Here is a 20,621-nt window from a genome sequence, read left to right as displayed (position 1 = left end):
CACATCTTAGACGGATAAAAGCCGAACTTAAGAGCACTTATTTTATGTTATTCCATTTACCTAAATTTCCTGCTGAGATTCGTATAAGTCATTTAAATGCGCGCGTGAATGAGCAAAGAAAAAGAATTGCGCAAACAACAGCATCTCGTTTGGAACTTTTACAACTGGTGCAACAGCTTGCAAAAGAAGCGAAAATTCGTAAAAAAAATGATCAGAAAATTTATGTGCTCGATTTCAAAGGTGATGTGCAAGCCTCTGCTGTAGATACGATTCGTGAGGAAATTACCCTTATTTTAGCAACCGCTAAAGCAGGGCACGATCGCGTTGTAGTTCGTTTAGAAAGTCCTGGTGGAATGGTACACGGTTATGGTTTGGCTGCTGCTCAGTTAGTTCGTTTACGTGATGCGGGCTTTAATGTGACGATCTGTGTAGACAAAGTAGCTGCAAGCGGTGGCTATATGATGGCTTGTATTGCCAATGAAATCATTACAGCACCATTTGCTGTGGTCGGTTCAATTGGTGTGGTTGCACAGGTTCCAAACTTCAACCGTCTTTTAAAACAACATAACGTTGATTTTGAATTGTATACTGCTGGTGAGTACAAGCGTACTGTGACAATGTTCGGAGAAAACACACCTGAAGGCAAGGCAAAGTTCGAAGAAGAGTTGCAGCAAACGCATTCTTTGTTCAAGCACTTTGTTGAAAAATATCGTCCTCAATTAGATATTTCAAAAGTGGCAACAGGTGAGCATTGGTATGGTGAAGATGCTCTCGCATTAAATTTGGTGGATAAGTTACAGACTTCGGATGAGTATTTACTTAGCTTGTTACCAAAACATGATGTATACGTGATCAATACTCGCAAACGTCCGACATTTGGTGAGAAACTTGGATTACAAGCAGCACAAATGGCAGAAAGTTTAATTCCAGCAGTACTTGGGAAAATGACTGATACTTTAGTAAAAGCAAACAATACGCTCGTTCAAATGCGCGATCCTAAATTCTAAGTTAACAAAGAAATCTTTAAACCAGCTTCGGCTGGTTTTTTGTTTTATGACATCTGATTTTAATTGATGGTCAATTAAATAAAATGACAAAACTCAGCTTTGAATAGATTGTTCTAAATGATTGCATTTGATATTTTAACGAACAGATTAAGTACTTAATTATTCATTAATCTAAAGTTTTTAAAATAAAATTGATCAGTGGGTATAATAATGACAAGAGTTATCGTTTCTTCAAAGACGAGCCTAAACATTTTACAAGATGGAAAAATCAAGGATGTCATATTAAGTCAGCCATCTATTATTCAATTAGGTATAGACCAAGAGAGTATAAAATCCATCATCAAGCAAGGCGATGATTTAGTCATTACTTTAAAAAATGGCGAGAAAATAATCATTCGTGACTTTTACAATGAAATGAATGCCAGTGAGCATACATTGGCGCTGAGCAATGATGATGGTAGCTACTCGATTGCCGAGTTCGAAGATTCGGGCAAATTTGTTCGTTACACATCATCAAGTCAAGCTATACCTCAAGTTTCGACAGAGTTACCTACACAAGTCTCTTCAGTATCAGAACCCGCAGATGATCTTGGGATCACTAAATCGCAATTGATTAAAGGTGGACTGATTGCTCTGGCTGCTGAAGGTCTTTATTTGTTGGCAGTGAATGATGATGACGACAATAATAATGATAAAAACGATTCGACGGATATGGTTGCTCCGATAACACCAACGGCTTTACTCAGTTCGGATACACAAACGATTACAGGTAAAACTGAAGCCAAAGCAAAAATTGAGATTAAAGACTCAACAGGAAAAGTCATTGCCACTGTTCAAGCTGATCAGGATGGGAACTATACTGTAAAACTAAACGAACCTTTAGTGAATGGAAGCAAAGTGGCTGTCTCTGCAATTGATAGTGCTGGTAATGTTTCGAAATCAACAGTTGTGACTGGAACTAAAGATACAATTGCACCTGATTCACCTTTGGCACAGCTTAATCAAGATGGCACTATTGTGACAGGCAAAGCTGAAGCAAACGCAAAAATTTCAGTTTTTGATGCAGATGGCAAACTGTTGGGCTCTGTAACTGCAAATAAGGAAGGGTTATATTCTATTAAGCTTAGTTCAGCTTTAATTAGTGACAAAGGCGGTACTGTTGTCGCGGAGGATGCTGCAGGGAATAAGTCTGCGCCATCGAAAGTGATTGCTGGTAAAGATACTTTAGCTCCAGATCAACCTTTGATTGAAGTAAATGCCGAAGGAACACGTATAGAAGGGCGTGCAGAAGCAAATACTAAAGTACAAGTTAAAGATAGTGATGGAAAAATAATTGGTACTGGGACAACAGATGCTCAAGGTAAATTTGTAGTACAAATTTCACCTGCTTTGACGACAGGTAAAAAAGGGACAATTGTTTTAGAAGACAGTGCAGGAAACACATCTAAGCCTTTAGAAATAATAGCAGGCAAAGATACCATTGCTCCATCAAAAGCCACAGCGGAATTAAATCCAGAAGGAACCTTATTAATAGGGACTGCTGAAGCAAATGCAAAAATAGAAGTTAAAAGTGCAGATGGTCAAACAACTATTGGCTCTGGAACAGTTGGTGCGGATGGTAAGTTTAGCCTGAGTTTGTCACCTGCTTTAACAGATAAAAATATTGCCAAAATTTATATTATCGATTCTTCAGGAAATCGTTCTGAACCTACAGATATATTTGGTGCTAAAGATACTATTGCACCGACTAAGCCTCTGCTACAAACGGTAATGGATGATATTGGCGCAGTTAAAGGTGCTGTTAGTTCAGGTGGAAGTACCGATGATACCAAGCCAACATTATCAGGAATTGGTGAAGCAAAAGCAGTACTCACAATATTTGATAATGGCTATCCGATTGGGACTGTTACAGTTGGAGATAATGGTAAATGGAGTTACACCGTAACGAATGATTTAGTTTTAGGCTTACACAAAATTACTTTAACTCAAACAGATGTAGCTAGTAATACTAGTGAACTCAGTGATGCCTTTAATTTCACAATTGTAGCTCCAGCTCAATCTAGTGCGCTGATGTTGAGTGATTCCTTAATCATTGAAGAGGTTCAAACTTCTCTTGTGGATTCTGTTAATTTAGATAGTCTTTTAACAGTTCCAAACATGTCAGATAGCTTTGTAGATGAGGAACAATTATCAATTCCGTTAGAGCATTTATTAATTGCAGAAGAGTTGGAAACAGATGTGATAGATCAATTATTAAATGAGTTTGATCAGAATCTTGTGAGTCAAAACTCGCTAGTAGGCACTGTGGAGACGATTTCTGTGCAAACTGACTTAGCTGAGACATCTTTCAAAGAATTATTCAATGATTTAGATGTCTCTTCAAATTGGATGTTCTAAACATGGGGAAAACTCTTATTTGTTCTGAATAAGAGTTTTTTCTTTATATAGATGTAGTAAACCAATCAAAATCGAACCAAGAGTTGCTAGAAACATATCTTTGTGTGCATCCCAAATGTCTCCTTGTTGACCATTGTAATTTTCGGCATCTTCTGGCGATAAACCGATTGCGATCCACCATTCAATCAACTCATAGACTAAACTCGATGCCATGACAAATTGGACAACTAATAAAAATATTGCAACGGGTTTAGATCTGGGAAAGAAGAACTCAAAACAACGGTAGAAGAATGGGGAGAGTAGTAGCCCATAAGCGAAATGTACAAAACGATCATACATGTTTCTCGACCATCCCATTGTTTGATTCAAATCAATATGGAATAGCATTTGAAACCACTCATTGTAAGGTACGTATGAATATAAATAGTGTGCACCAACAATATGAATGAATAAAAAAGCAAGGTATAAGCAAAAACTATAGAAATCGATACCAATTTTCTTAATTACAATAATTAATGCAATCAACATCAGTAACGTGCCAGCTTGATGCAACAGATACGATTCAAACTCAAGTGGGTGAATACTAGCGATGATGACTGCGAGGCATATAAAACCGAAGGCAATATAATGTTTTAAAGTTATTTGTTGTTCTATCATGCGAAGCGATCCAATTTGCTATCAAGCCCCGCTAGTATCCTCATGATTATTGGTTACTATAACAGGCTCAGTTCTAGGTGCAACACCACCAAGTGCTTGACATGCTTGTTTATAAAGTTGATATTTTTGTTGTACTACTTCATCGAGTGGTATGTCAAAGAGATCTTCGCCATTTTTGTATTGCTCAACATATGTTGATGCTTTTGACTTGTTTGCAGCCAAAGTTTGCTGATGAAAATTGGTAATTGATGAGGTTGCAATTTGGTTGGTTTCAATATTATTACATTCAAAACTCTGCAAAACTTTTTCTGCACGTTTCACTTCATTGGATTGACCAAAGATACAACCTGTTAAATTCAAGATTATCGTTAACAAGATAAAACGTTTCATAATTTTTTGGAGTTGAATTAGATGATGAGATTGGGGTTATTGTATATAGAATTCAATCTATAAATTAATAGTTTATGTCAGACACAAATGAAATTAAATAATCTTTTTAGACATCATTAGTAATTTCTACATTCCGAAATTCACTTAGACATATACTTGATTCTATAAAATTGGGTTTGAGGACTTGTTTAATTGTTATTTGCCAAATCCGTTGATTACTATCACATACTTTTAAACTCTATGTTGCTTATGCTCAAGAAACTTTTATTGAATGCTATGTTAGCTAGACGTCTATGTTTACTTACTTGTCTTTTGATGCCTTTACAATTTTTAGCAGCACAGCAATACGACTTTTTTGCTGGATTTGAGGATCAACATACTGAAGAGATGTTTGAATCTGCTTATCCAGAAATTAAAACGGACTATTCAATTTTACACAATCAATTTTATCATGATGAACGTCTAAGAATTTATAACTATACGGCTTATCAAACAGACCAGCTAAACCAAAAAGTGTTGACGGGAGACACGATGAGTTTTGGTCTCAATGATTTATCCATTTCACTGGGTTATGGCATCGTTTATCAGATTAACCAAGACAATCGAATAGGATATGAATATTTGTCGAGTTTTCCGTTTGATCGAGGACAAATGGTTCCATTGTTTTGGTTAAGAGTCCTTTAAGGCATTTTCTGATATAAACCTGCTTTTACTATTCCTGCTTTGGTTTCTTTAATCTTTTTCCAAGAAGCAGGCAGTTTTAGTTCAGATAACTCACGATCAGCTTCTACATAAATAAAACCATTCGCTACGATCTTTGTATCCACAGACTCAGCTAACTCTTGCCATAAATTCAAGCCATAGGGCGGATCAAGAAAAACAAGATCAAATTGTTGGTTAATTTTCTGTAAAGCTTTCTGTGCTGTGGTCACGTAGAGCTGACATTTATTGGTTTTTAATAGCTGAATATTTTGTTTTAGAAATCCAGATTGAGTGACATCGGGTTCAATCATGATAACTTCAGCTGCACCACGAGAAAGCGCTTCAAAAGCTAAAGCTCCTGAACCACTACATAAATCTAATACCTTACTATTTTGGATATCCCACATTAACCAATTGAATAATGTTTCACGTACACGATCAGGTGTTGGTCTTAATCCTTCAATAGATGCGAACGGTAATGTTCGACGTTTCCATTCTCCTCCGATAATGCGTAACTGATTTTTCATTATTCAGATACTCCATCGGCATGTGCTGTTGAGCTTACAGCAGGAGTTGAAGCAGGAGCATTTGTTGAACTAAATGTACCACTACCACTTGGAAGTTCTGCAGGTTTGATGCCAGCTGTCATTAACCCACCACTGACTTGATGGTTTAAAGGACGAATTGGATTTTTCTTACGATTAACCAACCAATAATCAAATACTGGTCGCGCAAGTTGAGCGGCGGAACCACCATGCTTACCATTTTCCCAAACTACGGCGATCGCAATTTCTGGATTTTCGGCAGGTGCAAATCCAACAAATAAACCATGATCCCACTGTCTAGAGGACAATGCTGCTTCGTTATATCTTTTGCCCTGAGCAATACTTTTTACTTGTGCTGTACCTGTTTTACCTGCAATAGAATAACGCAGACCACCTTTGATTCCACGACCTGTACCAGATTGAATGACATCAATCATTGCAGCGTGCATATTGACCCAATCTTCATCTGTCCCATTAAACTGAATTTTTCCATCAGGAGCATTGTGAACAGGAAGCTTCTTAGCACCTTTATGATCTCTCAAAACATGTGGTGTGACATGTGAGCCTTTGTTGGCTGTAATCGCCGTTGCCATTGCGAGTTGTAATGGTGTCGCTGTAAATGCACCTTGACCGATACTCACTGAAATGGTTTCACCTTTTAACCATTTTGTATTTCGAGTTCGCATTTTCCATTCTGGACTTGGATATAAGCCTGAGCTTTCACTCGGTAAGTCAACACCAGTTTTCTCACCGAAACCGAATTGGCGCATCCAAGTATTCATTTTGTCGATTCCCATACGATACGACAAAATATAAAAGTAGGTATCACAAGAAACCACTTGGGCTTTATGTAAATTTACTGCACCATGCCCACTTTTTTTATGGTCACGGAAGCGATGGCTATCACCTGGTAAAGAGAAGTAACCTGGGTCTGAGATTGCGGTACTCCAATCGACTAATCCGTAATGAATACCACCTAGACCAAACATTGGCTTGATCGTTGATCCTGGAGGATAAGCACCTTGAACAGCACGATTGTAAAGAGGTTGATCAGGATTATCCCGTAAATCACTATAGTCTTTAGTACTAATCCCTGTAACGAATAAGTTTGGATTAAAACTTGGACTTGAAACTAAAGCTAGAATTTCCCCTGTACGAGGGTCCATTGCAACGATTGCACCACGGCGATCAACTAACTGTTGCGCTGCAATGGTCTGTAAACCATAATCAATAGACAAATAAAGGTCATTTCCACGTACAGGATCTTGTCGACCAAGATGTCTAAGAACGTTCCCGTGTGCATCAGCTTCTACAGATTCATAACCTGGAGTGCCATGTAATAATTCTTCGTAGCTTTTCTCCGCGCCAATTTTCCCGATCAGGTTGGTTCCAGCATATAAATCTTTATCAATCGATTTGAGTTCTTTGTCATTGATTCGTCCAACGTATCCAATCACATGAGCAAACAACTCGCCATGTGGATAGTAGCGAGTCATTTGAGTCTCAATTTTTACACCTGGAAATGCGTATTTAACCTCACTAAATTTGGCAATATCTGCTTCTGTGAGATTTAACTTAATCGCGATTCGTTCTGTTTTTCGAGCAGTTTTGACCCGGCTTTTAAAACGCTCAATATCTTCTTCAGTGAGACTCAAAATTGGAATAAGACGTGCTAGGGTTCCGTCTATGTCGCTAACATCAGTTTTACTTAATGTGGCACTGAATACTGGATAATTGTCTGCGAGCAATACACCATTACGATCGTAGATATAACCACGTGCTGGAGGGAGGGGCTGCAAGCGAATACGGTTTTTGTCAGAAGCCGTTGTAAAGTCATCGTAATGAATAATCTGTAAATATGCATAACGACAAATCAATAAAAGTAGGAAAACAACGACGACTGAAATCGCAAAAAAAATTCGACCCTTATAAATGCGCTTCTCTTGTTGCATATTTTTTAAAGGAAAGTGCTGTTTCATAGGGTATCGACTTAAATTGCAGGATGGCAGAGAGCGAAAGTGGACTATTTTAACGTAAGTTGAACGATCTTACTGTAGATTTTTCAACTGATCATATAAATGATGGTGCGACAGTTTTTGACTTTGCAGACATGAAAATTGTAGGGTCTTGTATATTAGAAGCAAAATAATTCTGTTAAAGTCTGAAACTGTTTGAAATAGGAATGTCTAAGACACACTCTTAGGGAAAATGGAGAAAATAATGAAAAAACTTTATCTTTTATTAGCGGTTATGTCGTTGAACACTGTTGCTTACGCAGACGAAAATCCTTATTTGCCTGAGCCAAAATTAAAAGACGCTAAAGTTTCAACATGGAATGTTGGTGCAGGTTTCACTAAAAAGTTATTACATGGCAATGTTGAATGGGTTAATCCATATGGGATTGCTTATGCCAAAGCAGGTGTGTTTTTGAATGATGACAATCCTGCAGGTGCTCAGGTTGGGTTTCGTTATCCATATCATTTAACTGGTACAGACAAAAACGGATATTACATTGGTGCTTATGCGGGGCACATTGAAAGTAAACAAATTAATGGAAAAGAAAAAGCACGTCTCGGTGCAGGCGTAGATTTAGCCTATGTTTGGCTAAACCCTGAACGCATCAGCACATTTAGTGTAGGAATTGGTGCTGGTGAGAGAATGAAAAATGGTCGTGGAGAAGTAATTGAAAAAACTGAACCAACGATTCAATTCTCTTATACATTAAGTTTTGGTTTGTAAGTGCTGTACTGATTGTTTAGCCCACAAGCCATAATCTACTAATAATTTTGAGAGTCATGCATGTTTGATTACGTCAATGAATTGTGGCAGATTTTCCTCGCTCGCCCAGATTTTTGGGCAGTTCTGAGTATTATTCCAGTAACCGCTTTTGTGACATGGGCGCATGTGTGGATGGCTTTAAAAATGGTATTTTACCCAATTACTTTTTGGGGATTCCATTTAGGTCCATTACCCGTAGGCTGGCAAGGAATTGTACCTCGTAAAGCAGGGCGTATTTCAGGCATCATTACTGACAATACATTATCTAAGTTAGGCTCATTGCGAGAGTTTTTAGAGGCAATGGACCCCGAAGACATGGCGATGATCATTGGTGAGCAAGTCGGTTTCGAGCTTGAACACCTCATTGACGAAGTCATGATTGATCGTAATGCGGTTTTATGGGAAAACCTACCTTATTCGATTAAACGTCGTATTTATGCTCAAGCACATAAACAATTACCAAATACCTTAAAAGAACTTGTGACTGAGCTGACCATGAACGTCGAGTCACTTGTTGATATGCGAGAAATGGTTGTTCGCCAAATGGAAGGTGATCGCCGTTTGATGGTACGAATGTTCTTAAAGGTTGGTCAAAAAGAAATCAATTTTATTTGGCATATCAGCGCATTGATTGGTATGTTCTTTGGTATTTTCCAAATGATCGTTTGGTTTGTGGTGCCATGGCATTGGACTGTACCTTTTTGGGCTGCGATTTGGGGTTTCTTAACCAACTGGATTGCAATTTGGATGGTATTCAATCCTATTGAACCTCACTATATTCGATATCCTCAGATATTCCGTCTGACTAAAGATCGTAAATTCCCTTGGATTGTCCCAGTCTTGAAGATCGGTACATATAACGTTCAAGGTGCATTTATGAAACGTCAAGAAGAAGTTTCTGATGTGTTTGCTAGTGTGGTGACGGAAGACCTTATTACGCTTAAATCGATCATGACAGAAATGATGTATGGGACGAAGAAAGATAAAACTCGTCGAATTGTCAAGCGTCATATCAATGAAATCATGGAAACCCCATTAGTCAGAACATCATTACAGTTATCATTAGGTCCAAGAGAATATGCTAGACTCAAGACCGACTTGATTGATCGCTCAATTGAAATTACCATGGGGCCTGTATGTGATCCTGCATTAAATGCAAGCCGTGCACAGAAAATCTTTCAAATGTTTAGAGATCGTATTCGTGAGCTAACACCGAAAGAGTTCCAAAACTTATTGCGTCCTGCGTTTCAGGAAGATGAGTGGATTTTAATTGTGTTGGGTGGTGTGACTGGTTTTTTAGCAGGTTTAATCCATTTATTTGTTGCTTTCTTATAATTAATTTGATGTTGGTTGAGCAATAAGTCTGTATGATATTGCTCAATTTAAGATTTATTGTTTTTAAATGAGGATGTTCTTTATGCGCATTATTTTACTCGGACCACCTGGGGCAGGAAAAGGTACTCAAGCTCAGTTGATCTGTAAGCGCTACAATATCCCACAAATTTCAACCGGTGATATGCTCCGTGCTGCAATTCGTGAAGGTACTGAACTTGGCTTAAAAGCGAAAAGCGTTATGGAGTCAGGTGGTTTAGTATCCGATGAATTGATCATTGGTCTGGTGAAAGAGCGTATTGCTCAACCTGATTGCGCTAACGGTTGTATTTTTGACGGTTTTCCACGTACGATTCCACAAGCTGAGGCATTAGAAACAGCAGGAATCTCTATTGATCACGTGATTGAAATTGATGTTCCTGATGAGGAAATTGTTCAACGACTTTCTGGTCGTCGTCAGCACCCAGCATCTGGCCGCGTATATCACTTAGTTTACAATCCACCTAAAGTGGAAGGTAAGGATGATGAAACTGGCGAAGACCTAGTACAACGTCCTGATGATCAAGAAGAAACAATCCGTAAGCGTTTAGCTTCTTACCATAGTGAAACTGAGCAATTGGTTGGCTTCTATCAAGGTCGTGCTGCTTCAGGCGAAAATGCACCGACTTACGATAAGTTGAATGGCTTGCGTGCGATTGATGAAGTTCAAAAAGATCTTTTTGCTATTTTAGATAAATAATCTAAACAGCAAATTTAAAAGAGCTCTTTAAATAGGGCTCTTTTTATTTTGGAGAGGTAAATGTTGAAGTTTGTTCTTATCCTTGTCGTTATTTTAAGTGTTTTACTGTTACTTTTTCTATTATACCAAAGTCAAAAAATGCTACGTCATGTGCAGAAACAGCAGGCGATTGAAAATAAAAAATATGGCAAGCCACGTCAGTTACACCCAAAATTACAGCAGACTAAAAAAGATCAGGATTAATGTATTTCTTTGAGTTTGATGGGCTTTGTCGCTCCAAACTCAAAACGATCTTTCCAATTACAGACATCGGCTACGATACATTCACCACATTTCGGTTTACGTGCGATGCAACAGTAACGACCATGTAAAATAAGCCAATGATGTGCATCAACAATGAATTCTTTTGGAATAACTTTGATGAGTCGATGTTCTACTTCTAGAACATTTTTTCCTATCGCAAGTCCAGTGCGATTACCGACACGAAAGATATGCGTATCGACCGCCATAGTTGGATGACCGAAAGCTGTATTCAAAACAACATTCGCTGTTTTTCGACCAACACCAGGAAGTGCTTCGAGTTCTTTACGTGTTTCTGGAATATTTCCTTGATATTGATCAACTAAAATTTGACAGGTTTTAATGACGTTTTCAGCTTTAGAGTTATACAGTCCGATGGTTTTAATATAACTCTTTAATCCTTCAACACCGAGATTTAGAATGGATTGTGCTGTATTGGCAATAGGATAAAGTTTATCAGTTGCTTTATTGACACTCACATCAGTGGCTTGGGCTGAAAGCATAACTGCAATCAATAACTCAAAAGGAGATGAGTAATTGAGTTCAGTTTGTGGAGTCGGTCTTTGTTCTCGTAAGCGCTCGAAGAAAGTCTGAACTTGCTTCTTAGTCATATTTTTACTCGACATTTAGACCTCCTGTAATTCTTTTAATTGTGTTTGTAGGGCATCAAGTTGTGCTTGCTTTTGCGGATCAAGTCGAACACTTAATTGTTTCTCCAGTTTTTTGATTTGAGTTCGTATTTTGGCGAGCTCAATAGTAGTTTTAGCATCTTGTGCGCTATGGTCTTTTGCTTTTTCAGCTAATGTTATAGTCGGAACATTTTTCAAAGCCTGTGAAAATTGTGCGAAAAATTCAGTGTCAATTTCGGCTCTAACTACAGGACCTTTGCGGTCGATACGACGTTTTTCTTCACGTTGAATATGTGCGTAGTAACGCTGACGAAGATTATCCTGCTCGTTAATACGTTGATCCTCAGTGGGAATGGGATTGTTATCAGGGACTAGGTCAATACAATCAACAGGACAAGGAGGGATGCAGAGCTCACAACCTGTACACAAATCTGTCAGAATCGTGTGCATAAGCTTACCACTTCCGATAATTGCATCAACAGGACAAGCACTGATGCACTTGGTACAACCAATGCATTCATCTTCGCGAATAATGGCTTTCATTTGCTGAGGACGACCATCATCTTGGATATCCCAAACACTCGATTCAGCTATTAAACGTGGTCGCTCAAGTAACAGAGCGAGTGCATCCGCTACAGGTTGCCCGCCGGGTACACATTTGTTTGCTGCTTCACCCTCGCTAATCGACTTTGCATATGGCAAACACCCATCACGGTGTCCACATAAACCACATTGTGTTTGAGGCAGTAATTGGTCTATTTGAACGATAAGAGAGACTTGCTGATCAGAAAGTAACATAGAAGCAGTGAGGTGAAAGTAAGAGCAGAAATGAATTATAACAAATAATCCTTTATTTAGAGACTGTGGATTTATTTAAACACCGAGCAGCAGTTTTTTGATGTTTTAAGATAGTGCTAAATATGTATTATTTTGGTGCTTTATTAAATTTTTTGATTTTAATTTTGTTTATTTAGTTGATTGTTCATATATTTATGTGCGTATTTATAAAATAAATAATGAGTATTTAATATTGTAAGTTTATGAAATAAATAATTTTATATTTTTGTGGATAGAAAACTAACGTCTCTTGGATAGTAATTTATGGTTGTTTTATGAGATATTCTATTTTAGTGCAAAATTAGCACTAATTTGAATCATTGACTCGGGGGTGAGTGTTGAAATACGGTAGCTTAAATGAATTCTTGGATTACGTGAAACGCAGAGATCCTCATCAACCAGAATTTCTACAAGCTGTAGAAGAAGTTATGATGAGCCTGTGGCCATTTATCCAGAAAAACCCTAAGTATGCACAATACGGTTTACTTGAACGACTGATTGAACCTGAACGCGTGATTCAATTTCGTGTTTCTTGGATGGATGACCAAGGTCAAACTCATGTAAATCGTGCTTTTCGAGTTCAATATAATTCAGCGATTGGTCCTTTTAAAGGTGGGATGAGATTTCATCCTTCAGTTAATTTATCGATTTTAAAGTTTTTGGGATTTGAGCAAACTTTCAAAAATGCACTTACAACTTTACCGATGGGTGGTGGTAAAGGTGGTTCAGATTTTGATCCAAAAGGAAAATCTGAAGCCGAGGTGATGCGCTTTTGCCAAGCCTTGATGATTGAGTTATATCGACATTTAGGTGCAAATACAGATGTTCCTGCGGGGGATATCGGTGTAGGCGGGCGAGAGGTCGGTTACATGGCTGGCATGATGAAAAAGTTGAGTAACGATACTGCATGTGTTTTTACTGGGAAGGGAATTTCCTTTGGCGGTAGTCTTATGCGCCCAGAAGCAACAGGCTATGGAACAGTTTACTTTGCTGCAGAAATGTTGAAAACACGTGGTGAAAGTTTTGATGGCAAAACAGTATCAATTTCAGGTTCTGGTAACGTAGCTCAATATGCTGCTGAAAAAGCCATGTTCCTCGGTGCAAAAGTCGTAACTTTATCGGATTCAAATGGAACGGTTTATGTTAAGAACGGTTTTACAGATGAATTACTTGCAGAAGTAATGGAACTTAAAAATGTTCAGCGTGGGCGCATTTCTGAGTTTGCTTCAAAGCATGGTTTTGAGTATTTTGAAGGTCAGACGCCTTGGCATATTGCTGTCGATATTGCTCTACCATGCGCTACACAAAATGAATTAACGGGTGCTGATGCTGATAATTTATTAGCGAATGGCGTCATCTGTGTAGCTGAAGGTGCAAACATGCCTTCTACCTTAGAAGCCGTCGAAAAATTTATTGCAGCGAAGATTCTTTATGCTCCTGGTAAAGCCTCAAATGCTGGTGGAGTTGCAACGTCAGGTCTTGAGATGTCACAAAATGCTCTTCGTTTTGGTTGGACACATGGTGAGGTTGATGAAAGGCTTCATGCGATTATGAAAGACATTCACGCAAACTGCTTACGATATGGTACTCAAGAAGATGGTACTGTGAACTATGTCGATGGTGCAAATATCGCTGGTTTTGTGAAAGTAGCAGATGCAATTCTGGCTCAAGGGATTTATTAATCTTTGAACAAAAAAATCCGATGCATCTGCATCGGATTTTTTGACTGAAATTATGATTATTTAACGATTTCTTGTTCAACAACCATATCTAATACATCAGCAAGACTTGACTGATCCGCTGCCGGATTTTTTATTTCAAAACGTTTTACACGTACGATCACGCGTTGCTTAGGATTGTGTTCAAACCCTTCGATTTGACCATAGTATAAAGACCAGCTTTTATCAGTATATGTTTTGATACCTTTTTCGTCGTATTTTACTTCACGTACTTGCATACAAGTTTGTGGTGCAACGCCTGTACATGATTTAGTTTCAGGTGAGATTTCTAAAAATACGGTTTTAGGCTCTGATTGATATTTAGTTTCAGGTGTCATTTTACCGATGAAATTATATTTTTGACCTTTAGCATCTGTAAGCGTCAAAGTCGGTTCGTGTAAGTTTGTAGTATTCACTTCAAAAGAGATTTGACGTTTTTGTAATAATTCACCTGCAAACTTCTCTTGCTGCATCAGTGCTGGTTCACATGCCATCATCGTTGATGCGCCATCACCTGTCACGATCAAACCATTCTCGACTTTCCAAGATGTATTTAAGCGGTTACAGCCTGTATCTACTGATAAGCGATCATTATTTAAGAATGTTAGAACGATAGGTTTTTGTGTATTTGTCGGCTGGTACGACCATGTGTAATTGCTTAATACATTTGCATTCACAATTTTAGTTCCTGTAAATACATGTTTTTGCCCTTTGCTGTCTGTTACAGTCAGGATTGCTTGATCATTGCTTGTACTAAGTGAAAAAGGTACTTTCTTTTCGCTAAAAATATCAGATGACAAACGCTCTTGTTGCATTAAATCATCAGCACACGCCATCATGGTTGAAACAAGAGGTGAGGTGACAATTTTGTTGCCTTCAACTTTCCAAGTTCCACCTTGATTATTACAACCTGTTTGAATCGTTACTCTTTGATCAGCGTTAAATGAAAGCACTAATGGTTTTGAAGCTGTAGAACCTTGATAAGTCCAATTATATTCAGTTAGATTTTTTTCAGCATTTGAATTGATTTGAGAAACTACACCGTCAGTTACATTTTGTACTGTTTGACAAGCCATCAAAGAAAGAGGAAGTAGAGCAAAAACTAAATATTTAATTTTCATCGTTAAAACAACAGTTAATAAATCACAGCCTTAAGCTTAAAGTATTCTTAAAAAAGAAAATGTAATCCAGTTAGCGGTTAAGTTTGTTAAATGTATCTGATTGTAATTTTTAGAAAAGCATAATAGATACTGAGGTTTAAACGAAATTGTTAAACCTCGATTTAAATATTTGGTAAATAATCAGCCTCAGTCGAAACGATAAATATCCATGCCAAGTGAGCCCATCGAGAAACTACTGTGCACGATATTAAATCGATGACCTGTGCCCATAGCGAAAAAAAGTGGGGCGAAATGCTCAAGCGTAGGGTGGTTACGTTCTACAAATGGCAATGTAGGCCAATCAAGGACAGCATCAAAATTTTGATGTTGGAGTCGATTGACGACAGTATTTCTAAAAGTACTAGCCCAAGTGGGAACTTGTGCATCTGTATGCCATGACAACTCAGCCAAATTGTGCGTTATGCTTCCTGATCCGATTAATAAAATCTGTTGTTCACGCAGGGGAGATAAAGCTTGTCCAATCTTGTAAATTTCTTCTGCATTCATTTTTGTTGGCAGTGAAATTTCTATCACTGGAATATCTGCATCTGGATACATATGTAATAAAGGCATCCATACACCGTGATCACGAGGACGTGTGCTATTGGCATGTGCCTGAATACCAGCTTCTGCAAACATGGATAATATTTTTTCAGCAATTGTTGGTGATCCTGGTGCTGGATAGCGAATTTCATAAAGCTCTTTAGGAAAACCTCTAAAGTCATGCCAAGTATCTGGTCGAGTGGCAATATTGACTTCAAGAACTTGACTTTCCCAGTGTGCAGACATGACAACAATCGCTTGTGGCTCAGGTAAGTTGATACTCAAGCGATGTAGTGCAGGACCAACCTGCTCTGGATCTAGTGCAAGCATAGGCGAACCGTGGGAGATAAATAAGCCTGGTAAAGTTTGCACATTCATAATGGGGCACCTGATCGAAATTACCTATTTATCCTGACAAAAACATCAAGACAATGATAGCGGATTAAACTCAACAGATTGTTCTATAATCAGAACAACCACATTCAACGTTAAGCACGATGGTAGGGATGATTATGGTTAATGCTCATGGCTCTATACAATTGTTCAATTAACAAGATTCGAACCATTGGGTGAGGCATCGTTAATTTAGATAAAGACCAATGCCATGCTGCTGCTTTGCGTACTGCATCAGAATGTCCGTCAGGCCCTCCAATTGCGAGTGCAATATCGTTACCATCAAGCATCCATTGTTTCATGGTATCGGCAAGCTTTTCTGTACTAAGTTCTCTGCCACCGACTTCCAGTGCAATTAGGGTTTCATTAGGTTTGAGCGCATTTAAGATACTCTCACCTTCGATTTGACAATATTTTAAAATATCTGCTTCTGAATCATTTTTACCACGTTTAGCCATAGGTAATTCAATGACTTGGGTTTGAACGAAAGGCTGAATTCGTTTGAAATAATCCTCAAACCCAGTGAGAACCCATGCAGGCATTTTTTGCCCAATAGTCAGAATACGAATCTTCATAAAATTTAAAGGTAAAAATAATTTATGCGGATTATAAACTGAGTCGAAGTTGCTAGGTAATTTAGATCTAAGTAATAGCTGTAATAAAAACTAAAAAAAGAAAATTTATACTCGCCATAAAAAACGCAGCTCAAAATGTGTATGAGCTGCGATCAAAGTGCCTTCCGTCTGGAGTTCAGAGGGCACTAAAAATTAGTTTTAGAGTCAATGTTAGCCTTTATTTTTATCGACTCTATTTTATTATGCAATAAATTGGTTGTTTTTCAATCAAATTATGTAACAAAAAAAGAGAGCCGAAGCTCTCTCTTTAATCATGATCTTTACATCAATGACGTGCAGCTTTTGCATCTTCAACTGGTTTAACAATTGGTGTCTTAGGCAATGGCTTTGGTGTATCTGTCAACGCCAAAGGTAAGATTTCATCAATGCTTTTCACAGCTTTGATTTCTAAACCTTCTTTTACGTTATCAGGTATTTCAGCCAAGTCACGGACATTGTCTTGTGGAATAAATACAAGTTTGATTCCACCACGGTGAGCTGCTAAAAGTTTTTCTTTTAAGCCGCCAATACGTAATGCGCGACCGCCTAAGCTAGTTTCACCTGTCATCGCAATATCAGGGCGAATTGCGATACCAGTAAACGCTGACACTAGCGCTGTAGTCAAAGCTAAACCTGCCGATGGACCATCTTTTGGTGTCGCGCCTTCTGGTAAGTGGACATGGACATCAGTTTCATCGAAACGTGATGCTTCAATACCCAACTCATCAGCACGAGTACGAACAACTGTCATCGCAGTGGTAATTGACTCTTTCATTACATCACCGAGCGAACCCGTAGTAATGAATTTCCCTTTACCTTTTACAGCTGCGACTTCAATAGTCAATAACTCACCACCAACAGATGTCCAAGCCAAGCCATTTACACGACCTACTTGGGCTTCATCTTCTGCGATACCAAAGTCAAACTTATGTGGACCTAAGTATTCAGGAAGATTTGCCGATGTCACATCAAGCTGTAAGTTTTTAGATTTTTTGCTGACTGCTTCTTTAACAACTTTACGTGCAATTTTAGACACTTCACGCTCTAAACTACGTACACCAGCTTCACGTGTATAACGTTGCACGATGTCACGAATCGCTTCTTCATGAATTGTTAATTCTTTTGCACGTAAACCATTGTTCTTGATTGCTTTCGGAACAAGGTAGCGTTCAGCAATATTTACTTTTTCATCTTCGGTATAACCCGGTAAACGAATGACTTCCATACGATCCAGCAAAGCTTCAGGAATATTCATGCTGTTAGCTGTACAGATGAACATTACTTCTGAAAGATCAAGATCAAGATCTAAATAATGATCGTTGAACTTGCTATTTTGTGATGGATCTAATACTTCAAGTAATGCAGAAGCAGGATCGCCACGATAGTCTTGTGCCATCTTGTCAATTTCATCGAGCAAGAATAATGGATTCTTCACACCGACTTTTGTTAAAGACTGGACAATTTTACCTGGCATCGCACCGATGTAAGTACGACGATGACCACGAATCTCAGCTTCATCACGCACGCCACCTAGCGCCATACGTACAAACTCACGACCTGTTGCTTTAGCGACCGATTCACCTAGTGAGGTTTTACCTACACCTGGAGGACCAACTAGACAAAGAATAGGACCACGGAGTTTTTTCACACGTGATTGAACAGCAAGGTATTCAACAATGCGATCTTTAACGTCATCAAGACCGTAATGATCTGCATCCAGAATTTCTTGTGCTTTTGCCAAGTTAATGCTGACTTTGCTTGCCTTGTTCCAAGGTGTATCTAGAATCACTTCTAAATAGTTGCGAACAACTGCCGCTTCACTTGAAGCAGGTTGCATTGCTTTGAGTTTACGAAACTCAGCTTCAGCTTTTTTACGTACATGTTCAGGTAAGTCAGCTTCAACAAGACGCTTCTCAATCTCAGCAACATCATCCTCAGCACCGCCGTTCATATCAGACAGTTCACGTTGAATGACTTTCATTTTTTCATTTAGAAAGTATTCACGTTGGTTTTTTTCCATCTGACGTTTTACGCTGTCGTGTAGGGTTTGTTCAATTTGCTGTTCAGCAGATTGATTCATCAAATAACCCATCAACTCTTGTAAATGTGCCTCGAACTCATCGTGCTCTAAAAATTTCTGTTTAACTTCGATATTTAAAGGCACACGAGTTGCAACGAAGAACATCAATTGCAGAAGATCTTCGATCTTGTTTGCTGCCGCAACAAGTTCTCGTGCATTACGAAGTTTAGCTTCAGCATATTGAGCAAAGAGTGTGCGTAATTCATTTAAGCGAGTTTCTTTACTTTCTTGATCCAATTCCACTGTCATTGGGCTTAAATGATGTTCAGCAGTCAGATACTCTTCACCATCAATGATACGCTCTAGCTTCGAACGATGTAGTCCTTCAATCAATACTTTAATGCAGTTTTCATCATTCTCATGATTGACCACTTGAACGATTTTAGCCACAGTTCCGTACTGATACAGATTATCGTGATCAATTTCTTCTGTAAGCGAATCTTTTTGCGCAACTACAAATACTAAATTGTCACCGTTACGAGCCACATCCACTGCATTGATCGATTTTTCACGACCCACGAATAGCGCAATTTGCATGTGTGGATAGACCACAACATCACGCAATGCTAATAGTGGTAATACACTTGGAACCTGTGGCTCTAAGCTTGTTTCATTATTTAAAATATATTCAGACATGGGCACTCCTAATGAGTGACAACGGTGTTGCCATGTTTTTATAGTGATGTGCATTTCAAAAATTACAAGGGTTTTAGAGTAGAAAATATAAAAAAAGACAAAATTAGTTGGTTTTAATATTCAAATAACCCTAAAAATAATGTTTGTGAGATGGTGTGATGAGTGCATCAAGTGGTTGGTCCCAGATGTTGCGGTGTAAAGTTTCTTCAATATATTGAAAATCATGTGCTATCCCTAAACGAAAGGGAAAATGGCGGGCTGATGCAAGAGTACGGTCATAGAATCCGCCACCCATACCAATTCGAGTACCATGATGATCACAAGCGAGTAGGGGCATGATCAAAAGATCCAACTTTGAAACATGATGTCCACGACTAGCCATTGGTTCTTTCATACCCAAAGGATGATGGGAAAAGCGTTTGTTTTTATATTGTTGGAGATTGATTTTTACCCAGACTAAATTCTGATTCATGTTGCAAATCATGGGTAAATAAACATCTTTGTGATGTTGGAAACAAAGTTGAATAATTTTTTGAGTACGTATTTCCCCAAATGCATCTAGGTACAGACCAATTTTTTGAGACGTTTTAAATTGTGGGGTGTTTTTAAGACTGTTTAAGACCTGATGTTCGTTTTTTTTATGTTGTGAAATACTGACATTTTTACGTTTTCGACGAATGTCACTGCGCAGAGATTTCAGATGATCTTTCATAGATGCCACAACAATTTTAATTACTGTAAATCTTACTTGATTTGATCCCTATATTTAATCAGATTGCTCATCTAAATATTTTTTATGTCTGGAAAAGCTTCCACGCATTTTTTTTAAAGTGCTCCTCAAGATGCCTTAAGTCACTCTATGAATTTTTTTGGTAAAAATCTTATTTAGAGTTTACTGAATAGTCTAAATTAAGCTAATGCATAAATTCTTATTTCTTTATGAAAATATTGAATAAGAACAATGCTTTTTTGAACATGTGAACCGTACCGGGTTTGTCGGAGACTTTTTATTTAAGTTAGGCCACCTGACCTAACTGATTAATTTTATCATAGTAGATTGCTTCAAACTCAAAAGGCGACACATAACCCAGTGCACTGTGTACACGCTTTTTATTGAACCAATCTACCCAGTTTAGTGTCGCAAGTTGTACATCTGCTAAACCT

The 20,621-nt window shown here is 38.2% G+C and carries 20 protein-coding genes; 8 read left to right on the top strand and 12 right to left on the bottom strand.

From position 1 onward, the window contains the following. Positions 1–44: 44 nt before the first annotated feature. Together sohB and blp2 are read left to right on the top strand one after the other, a co-directional pair. Positions 45–1,007 (top strand): protease SohB, encoded by a 963-nt coding sequence (sohB, locus tag IRT38_RS13705; protein ID WP_004912525.1) that lies wholly within the window; start codon positions 45–47, stop codon positions 1,005–1,007. Positions 1,008–1,217: 210 nt separating this feature from the next. Beyond that, positions 1,218–3,404 carry an Ig-like repeat protein Blp2 gene (gene blp2 / locus IRT38_RS13700; protein ID WP_194598007.1) on the top strand — a complete coding sequence of 729 codons (2,187 nt, stop codon included), beginning with the start codon at positions 1,218–1,220 and terminating at the stop codon, positions 3,402–3,404. A gap of 15 nt (positions 3,405–3,419) precedes the next feature. Here blp2 and IRT38_RS13695 read toward each other — a convergent pair whose 3' ends face one another. Continuing rightward, positions 3,420–4,061 (bottom strand): DUF2238 domain-containing protein, encoded by a 642-nt coding sequence (locus tag IRT38_RS13695; RefSeq protein ID WP_194598006.1) that lies wholly within the window; start codon positions 4,059–4,061, stop codon positions 3,420–3,422. 21 nt (positions 4,062–4,082) lie between these two features. Next, entirely contained in the window at positions 4,083–4,451 is a 369-nt protein-coding gene (locus IRT38_RS13690) for a hypothetical protein (RefSeq protein WP_004963179.1), read from the bottom strand. A gap of 315 nt (positions 4,452–4,766) precedes the next feature. Between IRT38_RS13690 and IRT38_RS13685 the strand changes: the two genes are divergently transcribed. Further along, a complete protein-coding gene (locus IRT38_RS13685; protein ID WP_227592171.1) occupies positions 4,767–5,135 on the top strand; it encodes a hypothetical protein in 369 nt (122 codons plus the stop codon). Here the strand turns inward: IRT38_RS13685 and rsmD are convergent. Together rsmD and mrdA are read right to left on the bottom strand one after the other, a co-directional pair. After that, complete coding sequence (rsmD, locus tag IRT38_RS13680) at positions 5,132–5,680, bottom strand: 16S rRNA (guanine(966)-N(2))-methyltransferase RsmD (RefSeq protein WP_004912511.1); 549 nt, start codon at positions 5,678–5,680, stop codon at positions 5,132–5,134. The two genes, IRT38_RS13685 and rsmD, sit on opposite strands and share 4 nt — an antisense overlap. Then, the gene (gene mrdA / locus IRT38_RS13675; RefSeq protein WP_194598005.1) at positions 5,680–7,677 is read right to left on the bottom strand and encodes a penicillin-binding protein 2; all 1,998 of its coding nucleotides are present in this window, start codon (positions 7,675–7,677) and stop codon (positions 5,680–5,682) included. Before mrdA ends, rsmD begins: the two co-directional genes overlap by 1 nt. A 241-nt stretch (positions 7,678–7,918) precedes the next feature. Here mrdA and IRT38_RS13670 point away from each other — a divergent pair, with 241 nt between their 5' ends. The 4 genes from IRT38_RS13670 to IRT38_RS13655 all read left to right on the top strand — a co-directional run bounded on the left by IRT38_RS13670 (position 7,919) and on the right by IRT38_RS13655 (position 10,790). Beyond that, entirely contained in the window at positions 7,919–8,437 is a 519-nt protein-coding gene (locus tag IRT38_RS13670) for a hypothetical protein (protein WP_194598004.1), read from the top strand. 60 nt (positions 8,438–8,497) lie between these two features. Next, the gene (locus IRT38_RS13665) at positions 8,498–9,811 is read left to right on the top strand and encodes a hypothetical protein (RefSeq protein WP_004912505.1); all 1,314 of its coding nucleotides are present in this window, start codon (positions 8,498–8,500) and stop codon (positions 9,809–9,811) included. An 82-nt stretch (positions 9,812–9,893) separates the two neighbouring features. After that, positions 9,894–10,547 carry an adenylate kinase gene (gene adk / locus IRT38_RS13660; RefSeq protein WP_004912504.1) on the top strand — a complete coding sequence of 218 codons (654 nt, stop codon included), beginning with the start codon at positions 9,894–9,896 and terminating at the stop codon, positions 10,545–10,547. Positions 10,548–10,607: 60 nt separating this feature from the next. Continuing rightward, the gene (locus IRT38_RS13655; protein ID WP_004956301.1) at positions 10,608–10,790 is read left to right on the top strand and encodes a hypothetical protein; all 183 of its coding nucleotides are present in this window, start codon (positions 10,608–10,610) and stop codon (positions 10,788–10,790) included. Here the strand turns inward: IRT38_RS13655 and nth are convergent. Together nth and IRT38_RS13645 are read right to left on the bottom strand one after the other, a co-directional pair. Next, a complete protein-coding gene (gene nth / locus IRT38_RS13650) occupies positions 10,787–11,473 on the bottom strand; it encodes an endonuclease III (protein ID WP_004956303.1) in 687 nt (228 codons plus the stop codon). The genes IRT38_RS13655 and nth overlap by 4 nt on opposite strands. Next, on the bottom strand, positions 11,474–12,274 hold the full coding sequence (locus IRT38_RS13645) for an RnfABCDGE type electron transport complex subunit B (RefSeq protein WP_194598003.1): 801 nt from the start codon (positions 12,272–12,274) through the stop codon (positions 11,474–11,476). A gap of 374 nt (positions 12,275–12,648) precedes the next feature. On the opposite strand from IRT38_RS13645, the gene gdhA reads away from it, so the two are divergent. Next, positions 12,649–13,995, top strand: a complete 1,347-nt coding sequence (gene gdhA / locus IRT38_RS13640) for an NADP-specific glutamate dehydrogenase (protein WP_227592170.1) — start codon at positions 12,649–12,651, stop codon at positions 13,993–13,995. A 56-nt stretch (positions 13,996–14,051) separates the two neighbouring features. Here gdhA and IRT38_RS13635 read toward each other — a convergent pair whose 3' ends face one another. The 6 genes from IRT38_RS13635 to IRT38_RS13610 form a co-directional block, all read right to left on the bottom strand. Next, entirely contained in the window at positions 14,052–15,152 is a 1,101-nt protein-coding gene (locus IRT38_RS13635; RefSeq protein WP_194598001.1) for an META and DUF4377 domain-containing protein, read from the bottom strand. A 186-nt stretch (positions 15,153–15,338) separates the two neighbouring features. After that, positions 15,339–16,112, bottom strand: coding sequence for a DODA-type extradiol aromatic ring-opening family dioxygenase (locus IRT38_RS13630; RefSeq protein ID WP_126132574.1), 774 nt, complete (start codon positions 16,110–16,112; stop codon positions 15,339–15,341). A 110-nt stretch (positions 16,113–16,222) separates the two neighbouring features. Further along, positions 16,223–16,702, bottom strand: a complete 480-nt coding sequence (gene rlmH, locus IRT38_RS13625) for a 23S rRNA (pseudouridine(1915)-N(3))-methyltransferase RlmH (protein WP_004912481.1) — start codon at positions 16,700–16,702, stop codon at positions 16,223–16,225. A gap of 325 nt (positions 16,703–17,027) precedes the next feature. After that, a complete protein-coding gene (gene lon / locus IRT38_RS13620) occupies positions 17,028–19,457 on the bottom strand; it encodes an endopeptidase La (RefSeq protein WP_194598000.1) in 2,430 nt (809 codons plus the stop codon). Positions 19,458–19,587: 130 nt separating this feature from the next. After that, positions 19,588–20,169: a 5-formyltetrahydrofolate cyclo-ligase gene (locus IRT38_RS13615; protein ID WP_194597999.1), complete on the bottom strand. Its 582-nt coding sequence runs from the start codon at positions 20,167–20,169 to the stop codon at positions 19,588–19,590. 304 nt (positions 20,170–20,473) lie between these two features. Continuing rightward, a partial coding sequence (locus tag IRT38_RS13610; RefSeq protein WP_194597998.1) for an integrase core domain-containing protein occupies positions 20,474–20,621 on the bottom strand: 148 nt, incomplete at its 5' end.

This window comes from Acinetobacter sp. SK-43 (assembly GCF_015351505.1).
GTDB lineage: Bacteria > Pseudomonadota > Gammaproteobacteria > Pseudomonadales > Moraxellaceae > Acinetobacter > Acinetobacter junii.
This window is presented reverse-complemented; position numbering and strand designations above follow the sequence as displayed.